At 68.8% G+C, this 8,322-nt stretch carries 7 protein-coding genes; 4 read left to right on the top strand and 3 right to left on the bottom strand.

Translation table 11 applies throughout. The annotated features are described in order from the left end of the window. Positions 1-93: 93 nt before the first annotated feature. A complete protein-coding gene (locus tag ACFCV8_RS34240; RefSeq protein WP_376689414.1) occupies positions 94-1,083 on the bottom strand; it encodes an acetylxylan esterase in 990 nt (329 codons plus the stop codon). A gap of 271 nt (positions 1,084-1,354) precedes the next feature. On the opposite strand from ACFCV8_RS34240, the gene ACFCV8_RS34235 reads away from it, so the two are divergent. The 4 genes from ACFCV8_RS34235 (at position 1,355) to ACFCV8_RS34220 (ending at position 5,857) form a co-directional block, all read left to right on the top strand. Continuing rightward, the gene (locus ACFCV8_RS34235; RefSeq protein WP_376689413.1) at positions 1,355-2,605 is read left to right on the top strand and encodes a sugar ABC transporter substrate-binding protein; all 1,251 of its coding nucleotides are present in this window, start codon (positions 1,355-1,357) and stop codon (positions 2,603-2,605) included. A gap of 5 nt (positions 2,606-2,610) precedes the next feature. Beyond that, entirely contained in the window at positions 2,611-3,597 is a 987-nt protein-coding gene (locus tag ACFCV8_RS34230) for a carbohydrate ABC transporter permease (protein WP_376689412.1), read from the top strand. Next, a complete protein-coding gene (locus ACFCV8_RS34225) occupies positions 3,594-4,493 on the top strand; it encodes a carbohydrate ABC transporter permease (RefSeq protein WP_376689411.1) in 900 nt (299 codons plus the stop codon). Before ACFCV8_RS34230 ends, ACFCV8_RS34225 begins: the two co-directional genes overlap by 4 nt. Before the next feature lie 161 nt (positions 4,494-4,654). Beyond that, positions 4,655-5,857: a glycoside hydrolase family 1 protein gene (locus ACFCV8_RS34220; protein ID WP_376689410.1), complete on the top strand. Its 1,203-nt coding sequence runs from the start codon at positions 4,655-4,657 to the stop codon at positions 5,855-5,857. A gap of 473 nt (positions 5,858-6,330) precedes the next feature. On the opposite strand, the gene ACFCV8_RS34215 is transcribed toward ACFCV8_RS34220, so the two are convergent. Together ACFCV8_RS34215 and ACFCV8_RS34210 are read right to left on the bottom strand one after the other, a co-directional pair. Further along, positions 6,331-6,558, bottom strand: a complete 228-nt coding sequence (locus ACFCV8_RS34215) for a hypothetical protein (RefSeq protein ID WP_376689409.1) — start codon at positions 6,556-6,558, stop codon at positions 6,331-6,333. Positions 6,559-6,843: 285 nt separating this feature from the next. Further along, positions 6,844-8,085, bottom strand: a complete 1,242-nt coding sequence (locus ACFCV8_RS34210) for a helix-turn-helix domain-containing protein (RefSeq protein ID WP_376689408.1) — start codon at positions 8,083-8,085, stop codon at positions 6,844-6,846. Positions 8,086-8,322: the final 237 nt, after the last annotated feature.

Below are 8,322 nucleotides of genomic sequence, written 5' to 3'. Positions count from 1 at the left end.
CCCCCGCCCGGCGATCGGGCGGGGGCGGGCCCTTGCCCCTCGGGCGGCCGGCACCCCTCAGACTGTCGCCGCCCCTCAGGCTGTCGCCGCCCCTCAGGCAGTCAGCCACTTCCCGTAGAACCGGCTGCGGGCGGCCTGGAGTCCGGCCACGTCGGCGGCCGTGCCCTCGTACTCGAAGTGGCCCGCGTCCATGACCTGGAGCTCGCGCTCCCCGGCCAGGGCGTTGTACACGGCGAACTGCCCCGGCGGCGGCACCGACGGGTCGAAGAGCGCCGCGGCCACCAGCACGGGCAGCTCCAGCCGGGTCGCGGCGGTGGCGGCGTCGAAGTACGGCAGCACCTCGGTGACCTCCGGGTGCTCCTCCCGGTAGCCGCGCACCGCCTCGCCGCTGCCGATGCAGCGCAGGGTGAGCCGGAGCGGGTGGTTGCCGAAGGTCGGCACCGTGAGCTGCCCGGCCCGGAAGCGGTCGTCCCAGGGCAGCGCCAGCGCGCCGAGGCCGCCGCCGAAGCTCTCCCCGTGGTAGCCGAGCCCGGGGCCGCCCTCCTGCGGCGTGAGACCCGGCACCAGCTCGCTCAGCGCCGAGGCCGCGCACCACAGGTCCGCCACGCAGTCGCCGATGACGTAGGTGTCGCGGGAGGCTATGCCGTGCAGCACGTGCGCGCTGGACACGTCCGGGATGCCCTCGTGCAGGCCGCGGTCCTTCATGCCCCGTACGCACGGCAGGATCGCCGCGGACCGGGGCAGCGGCAGCGGCACCTCGGGGCCGGGCGCCTCGCGGCCGCCGTAGCCGTGCCCGATGACGAAACCGTGCTCCGCGGGACCCTCGGCGGGCAGCGCCAGCCAGCCGCCGATCCGCACGCCGCCCACCGAGGTGAAGGTCACACCGTGGATGCGCACCCCGTCGCGCTCCTCCTCCAGCGGGCCGACCTCCGGCTCCGTGGCGACCTCGCGGGCCTCGGCGTGACGGGCCCGCCAGAAGGCGTCGAAATCGTCCGGACCCGTGGGAGCGGGGACCTCCATCAGCTTCTGGAGCGTGTAGCCGTACCCCGGATCGAAGGGGAAGTCATGTGTGAAATCAGCCATGGTCACGACCGTATAGGCACCTCGGGAGGCGGCCGCCGCCGCCTGCCGACGGACACCGCCGCCCACCGAGCGAAATAGGTCACACCTCCCCCAACCGCGCAAATGACACACTTGCCGCGTCCCGTCGGGCATCCACGAGGCGTCCAGGTGTCCGGGACGTTGCACGAGTGTGACCCAGCACCCTCTTGCGGATTCCCGAATCTCTGCCGCAGAGTGATGTATGCGCTTACAGGCAGCGCATACATCCGGATTGCTCAAGGAGGAGCCCTCCATGTCCCGCACCGCCAGAAACGCCACGATCGGCATCGCAGCCACGGTTGCGCTCTCTCTCGGTCTCACCGCGTGCGGCAGTTCCGGCGGCGACGACGTCGCGGCGGACAAGAAGCAGACGATCACCGTCTGGGCCATGGGGGCCGAGGGCGAGAAGCTCACGGATGTGGCCAAGGAGTACACGAAGGCCAACCCGAACATCACCGTGAAGGTGACCCCGGTCGGCTGGGACGTCGCCCACCAGAAGCTGGTCTCCGCGGCCGCCGCCGGCACCCTGCCGGACGTGGCGCAGATGGGCGGCAGCTACATGGGCGAGTTCGCCGAGCTGGGCGTCCTGGAGCCGGTCGACACCAAGACCTTCCACGAGAAGGACTACTTCGCCTCCGGCTGGAAGCAGGGCGAGGTGGACGGCCAGGCGTACGGCGTGCCGTGGTACGTCGACACCCGCGTGCTCTACTACCGCACCGACCTGGCCGAGAAGGCCGGCATCACCAAGGCTCCGACCGACTGGAAGGAGATGCAGGACCTCGCCACGGCCTACCAGAAGAAGGCCGGGACCAAGTGGGGCCTGTCCATCCTGCCCAGCGGCCTGGACACGGTGCAGAACTTCTACTCCTTCCTGTACTCGGCCGGCGGCGAGATCGTCAACGACGAGGGCAAGGCCGTCATCGACAGCCCCGAGGCCGTCAAGGCGCTCAAGGAGTACGGCTCGTACTTCGACAAGGGCCTGTCCAACAAGTCCGTGCAGCCCGGCTACGACGTGGTCAAGGACTTCGGCAACGGCCGCGTCCCGATGTTCTTCGGCGGTCCCTGGCACGTCACCCTGCTGAACGAGGGCCAGCCGCAGCTCAAGGGCAAGTGGGCGGTGGCCAACGTGCCCGCCGACAAGTCCTCGGTCTCCATGGCGGGCGGTTCCTCCCTGGTGATCTCCAAGGACAGTGAGCACAAGGCCGCCGCCAAGGAGTTCATCAAGTACCTGACCGACACCAAGGGCCAGGCCGACTGGTACGAGCGCACCAAGGACCTCCCGGCCAACACGGCCGCCTGGACCTCCGGCGACCTCGCCGACGACGCCGACCTCCAGGTGTTCAAGAAGCAGATGGACACCGCCAAGTCCTCCCCGTCGCTGTCCAACTGGACGGAGATCACGGACAAGGTCGACCAGGCCATCGCCAAGGTCACCCAGGGCAAGGCGTCCGCCGAGGACGCGCTGAAGACCGCCCAGTCCCAGATCGAAGGCCTCGTGAAGTAGGAGTCATGCGCACCATGACCGCAAAGGCCGCGCAGGCGGCCGAGGCGCAGGCCGGGCCGGGGGCGTCCACGTCCCCGGCCGCCGGGCCCAAGGGCCGCCGCCGTGGCAAGTCCATGGGCGTGCAGAACGTGGCCGGCTGGCTGTTCTCCACCCCGTTCCTCGTGCTCTTCCTCGTCTTCATGGCGTTCCCGATCGTCGCCACGCTGGTGATGAGCTTCACCGACTTCGGGCTGCGCAACGTGACGCACCCGATGGACGCGAACTTCATCGGCTTCGAGAACTACGCCAAGCTGTTCGGCGACGAGAAGTTCCTCAAGTCGCTGTTCAACACGGCGTACTTCGTGGTGGTCGGCGTCCCGCTGACGATCTCCCTCGGGCTGGTCGTCGCCGTACTGCTCAACAACGGCATCGACCGGGCGCGGACCTTCTTCCGCGTCGGCTTCTACGCCCCGGTGGTCACCACCATCGTCGCGGTCGCCGTGGTCTGGCGGTTCGTGCTCGACCCGAGCGACGGGCTGGTCGCCGGGCTCTTCTCGGAGGTGGGGCTCACCGCGCCGGACTTCCTGGGCTCGGAGACGCTCGCCATGCCGTCGATGATCGCGATGGCGGTCTGGCGCAACCTCGGCACGGTCATGGTGCTCTTCATCGCCGGCCTCCAGGCCATCCCCACCGAGGTGCGGGAGGCCGCCCGGCTGGACGGGGCCGGCGCCTGGCAGGAGTTCAGGGGGATCACGGTGCCGCTGCTGCGGCCCACCCTGCTCTACGCCACGGTGATCACGACCATCGGCTACCTCAACGTCTTCGAGGAGCCGTTCGTGATGACCCAGGGCGGACCCTCGGACTCCACCCTCACCGTCTCGCTGAACATGTACCGCGAGGGCTTCAACTTCTTCCACATGGGCTACGCGAGCGCCATGGCGTACGTCCTCTTCGTGGTGATCATGGGCATCACGGTGCTCCAGCTCCGACTGCTGAAGGACAACACGAAATGAGCGCCACCAGTGCACCGGGCGCCGTTCCCACGGCGCCCGCGAAGAAGCCCGGGGGCGGCGGCCGTACGGGGCGGCGCGCTCCGAAGCGCGTCCTGGTCTACGTCCTGCTCTCGCTCGGCCTGCTGGTCATGTCGGCCCCGTTCCTGTGGATGGCGCTGTCCGCGTTCAAGACGCAGACGGAGCTGACCGCCAGCCCGCCCGTGTGGATCCCGACCGAGTGGACCCTGGAGAACTTCCGGCAGCTGCTCGACAAGCTGGACCTGCCGCTGTACTTCATGAACTCGGTGATCGTGGCGGTGCTGGTCACCGTCTCGAACCTGGTGTTCTGCTCGATGCTCGGCTACGCCCTGGCCAAGCTGAACTTCGCCGGACGCAACAAGATCTTCGGCCTGGTGCTCGGTGCCCTGATGGTGCCCGGCAACCTGATGCTGCTGCCGCTGTTCGTGCTGATGAGCAAGCTGCACCTGATCGACTCGTACGCCGGTCTGGTGCTGCCGTTCGCCGCCGGGGCCTTCGGGGTCTTCCTGATGCGGCAGTTCATGCAGTCGATCCCGGACGAGCTGCTGGAAGCGGCCCGGATGGACGGCGCCGGTGAGTGGTACATCTTCTGGCGCATCGTGATGCCGCTGGTGAAGCCCGCGCTGGCGACGCTGTCGATCTTCACCTTCCTCGGCTCCTGGAACAACTTCGTCTGGCCGCTCATCGCGACCAACGACCCCGACAAGTACACGCTTCCGGTCGCCCTGGCCACCTTCGCCACCGACCCCAACAAGGCGGGCGGCTCCAACGGCATGCTGATGGCCGGTTCCCTGCTGGTCGTCCTGCCCGTGCTGGTCCTGTTCATCGCGCTCCAGCGGCACTTCACCCAGGGCATCGCCACCGCCGGCATGAAGTAGCCCGGCAGCGCTACGGGCCGCTTCGTGCCCGCGGGCCGAAGGGCCCGGCGCGGCCGAAGGGCCCCGCGGGCCGAAGGGCCCGGCGCGGCCGCACCGAAACGTACGAGGCCACGGCCCGCACCCGTGGTCACACCCCTTCCTCACCAGAAAGACAGTCCGCGATGACGCACACCCAGGTCCCGTTCCCCGAAAACTTCCTGTGGGGCGCCTCCACGGCCGCCCACCAGATCGAGGGCAACAACACCAACTGCGACTGGTGGGTCAAGGAGCACGCCGAGGGCACCCACATCGCCGAGCCCAGCCTGGACGCCGCCGACAGCTACCACCGCTGGGACGAGGACATGGACCTCCTCGCCTCGCTGGGCTTCACCGACTACCGGTTCTCCGTCGAGTGGGCGCGCATCGAGCCGGTCGAGGGCACCTTCTCCCGCGCCGAGCTGGCCCACTACCGCCGCATGGTGGACGGCGCGATCGCGCGCGGCCTGCGCCCCATGATCACCCTGCACCACTTCACCGTGCCGCAGTGGTTCGAGGCGCGCGGCGGCTGGACCGCCGAGGGCGCCGTCGAGCTCTTCGCCCGGTACGTCGCGGCCTGCGCGCCGGTGATCGCCGAGGGCGTCAGCCACGTCTGCACCATCAACGAGCCGAACATGATCGCCGTGATGGCCGGACAGGCCAAGCGCGGTGACAACAGCTTCCCGCCCGCCGGCCTGCCCACCCCGGACGACGAGACCACCGGGGCCGTCATCGCCGCGCACGTCGCCGCCGTCGCCGCCGTCCGGGCGATCAACCCGGACATCCAGGTCGGCTGGACCATCGCCAACCAGGTCTACCAGGCCCTGCCCGGCGCCGAGGAGGTCACCGCCGCCTACCGCCACCCCCGCGAGGACGTCTTCATCGAGGCCGCGCGCGGCGACGACTGGATCGGCGTGCAGTCCTACACCCGGACCAAGATCGGCCCCGAGGGTCCGATACCGGCCCCCGCCGATGTCGAGCGCACCCTCACGACGTGGGAGTACTACCCCACCGCGGTCGGCCACGCGCTGCGCCACACCGCCGAGGTCCTCGGCAACGACGTACCGCTGATCGTGACCGAGAACGGCATCGCGACCGACGACGACAGCCGCCGGATCGACTACTACACCGGCGCCCTGAACGAGGTCGCGTCGGCGATCGAGGACGGCCTGAACATCCAGGGCTACCTCGCCTGGAGCGCCCTGGACAACTACGAGTGGGGCACCTACAAGGCCACCTTCGGCCTGATCGGCTGGAACCCGGAGACCTTCGAGCGGCTGCCCAAGCCGTCCGCCTCCTGGCTCGGCGAAATGGGCCGCACCCGCACCCTGCCGCGCACCACCGCCTGACGCCCCGAGGGGCCCCCGAACCGGGAGCGACCTGACCGCTCCCGCCCGTACGGGAACCGGCTGCACCTGACGGACACCGGTTCCCGTACCCCGTGCGACCGTCCGTCCGTGTCCGGCCCCGCTCACGGACGGCGGCGCACGCGGGTGCCGTGCACGGCACCGCGCCCCTGAGACCGATCGGGTTCGGGAGCATCGTCGGCCGATCCGCTGGACCGGCTTTCCTGCTGTCGCTCAGCAGGCCGGTTCCGGTGTTCCGCGAGTCACGCGGGCGTGGTCTGTGTACTCGCGCCGGAAGAAGCCATGCCCGGGGTTCCGGCCGGTATGCCTCAGTGCCCAATCCTGGGCGGCACTGGGATTGTCCTGCGGCCCGGACGACTCGTCGCACCCGATGAAGGTGCAGAACAGCTCCGCCGTGACGCCGCTCTCCGGCGCGTGTTGAATGGTGTGAGGCTCGTAGCGGAAGAACCGGCTGCTCATCCGAACGCCTCGGCCGGCAGCTCGGGGCCGTTCCCGGCGTACGCGTCATCGGGTTCCGGGATGCGGGCCCCACGGCTCTCCGCGACCCTGAGCGTGTCTCTCAGACACTCGGACAGTCGCAGTGCCGCGTACAGCACCTCGGAGAGGGGCGAGGCGGGGTCGGCCAGGATCTTTCCCGCCGCCTCCAGAACGTCGGTGCCCATCGCGAGCTGAACGCCCTCCATCTCGTCAGCAAGGCGGGACAGAACACTGTTCGGCCCGCCGTCCGTGCTCAGATAACAGGGCCTGCCGGCCTCGGTCCATGGAAGCAACCGGGGCGGTGAGCCCGCTGCCGCGTCCGCGAGGTCACGCCGCCGTTCCCGGTCGCCTTCGGTTCTGCGTGGCACGTCGGCCCCCTTCGGTCGGTTCATCCGGCTGCAAAGACCGTACGAACCGGAAGCGGACCGAACCACACGTGCCACAAGGCAGTTGCCCCATCGCCGTGAGCGAAGTAGTACGTGGCGCGATATTTAACCGGTGACGCCCAGATGAGCGGCCATCTCGCGCATCTCCGACGTCAGCGTGCGCTTCCGGGTCGCAAGGAGGTCGGTCATGATGTGCCGCGCCATGGGCTGATGTGTCAGCCAGCCTTCCGCGCGGCTCTTGATATGGGTCAGTTCTTCGATGGCTTCTTGATGACTGCCCACCATCACGTGCGCGCGAGCCACGTCCAGCCGGTGACGGTTGAAGTTGTTCGACGTGACTCCGCCCAGGCTCTTCAGCCCCTTCTTGCTCAACTCTTCTTCGCCTGCCCGCCGGATCACCCTGTGCGCGTCGCCGTCGAGAAGGTCGTCCTCGATCGCCTTCATCTTTGTCGTGGCCGGACCGAACCCGCCCCAGTGACGGGGAAAGTTCATGTCCTCGCGACCCATGGCGCTGGAGGCCGTAGCCGCCATGCGCCGGGCGTGAGCGGCTTCGTCGGGACGATTGTTCCGACGAGCGGACGCGGCAACGCGAAGCCACAACTCTCCCCAGACCGCGAGATGTTCGGTGGATGCCGTGGACAACCGGGGTTCGATTTCCTCCGCCGCCCGGAGGGCCAACGCCTCGCATTCGTCGAACCGGTCCTGCCGGAGCAGGAGCCAGCACATGCCAACCACTCCCGTTGCCGCTGCGAGCTTACGGTCGTTGTCCTTCGCGAGCTTGATCGCTTCGGACAGTGCGAAATAGCCCATGTCGTACTGACGCACCTGGGTAAGGAACTGACCTGTCATCAGCAGGACTTCCGAGCGTGCGGTCATCGCGTCCCGCTGGTCCTCGCCCTCAAGTGCAGCGACAGCGGCTTCGGACGATCGGAGAAGGTTCGGAAGCATCTTCGCGACCGACGAATACCGGTCCGCCTCGTACAGCGCGCGTGCGTCTCGAACCTTGCTCGTCGTCTCGTTCAACTCCGTCATCTCGACCGGATCGGCCGTGTGGGGCGACAACCCGACGGGGGGCATCAGGGCACGGCGAAGTTCGGCGAGGTGCTGTCGGTTGGTGTCGTCACTGGGGCCGACCACTGAGCGCGGGGCTTCGGTGGCGAACAACGCGGATGTCGTCACGCCCAAGGCTCCGGCAAACTTGTGCAGGGTCTCGACACGCGCGTCCCCGCCCTGTTCGACCTTGCGCACGGTGCTGAGCGACACGCCGGCGGCTTCGGCCAGATCCTCTTGGTTGAACCCGGCGGCACGCCGGTACTTACGGACGTTGTCCGCCAGACCTGAAGTCATGGGCACTCACCTCATGCCAAGCGTATGCCCGCGTTGGCCTCACAACACGGATTCGTCAAGGCGGCACCGTTGACAGAACGCTGGAGGCGCGGAACCGAGCCCTCCGCACGAAGGACCGTTCGGTCCGCCTCAGTTCCAGCCCGCGCGGTACGCCGCCCAGTCGCCCTCCCGGGCGGCGAAGTCCACGTAGAGCGCGACCCCGAACCGTTCGCGGCCGCGGTCCGTGCGCCCCAGCCC

Origin of the sequence: Streptomyces sp. NPDC056347, assembly GCF_042262625.1 — a bacterium.
In the GTDB taxonomy this organism is placed as follows: Bacteria; Actinomycetota; Actinomycetes; order Streptomycetales; family Streptomycetaceae; genus Streptomyces.
This window is presented reverse-complemented; position numbering and strand designations above follow the sequence as displayed.

Coding starts and splice junctions, on each gene's coding strand:
- ACFCV8_RS34220 (WP_376689410.1), top strand. CDS start 4,655: ATGACGCACACCCAGGTCCCGTTCCCCGAAAACTTCCTGTGGGGCGCC.
- ACFCV8_RS34235 (WP_376689413.1), top strand. CDS start 1,355: ATGTCCCGCACCGCCAGAAACGCCACGATCGGCATCGCAGCCACGGTT.
- ACFCV8_RS34230 (WP_376689412.1), top strand. CDS start 2,611: ATGCGCACCATGACCGCAAAGGCCGCGCAGGCGGCCGAGGCGCAGGCC.
- ACFCV8_RS34210 (WP_376689408.1), bottom strand. CDS start 8,085: ATGACTTCAGGTCTGGCGGACAACGTCCGTAAGTACCGGCGTGCCGCC.
- ACFCV8_RS34215 (WP_376689409.1), bottom strand. CDS start 6,558: ATGGAGGGCGTTCAGCTCGCGATGGGCACCGACGTTCTGGAGGCGGCG.
- ACFCV8_RS34225 (WP_376689411.1), top strand. CDS start 3,594: ATGAGCGCCACCAGTGCACCGGGCGCCGTTCCCACGGCGCCCGCGAAG.
- ACFCV8_RS34240 (WP_376689414.1), bottom strand. CDS start 1,083: ATGGCTGATTTCACACATGACTTCCCCTTCGATCCGGGGTACGGCTAC.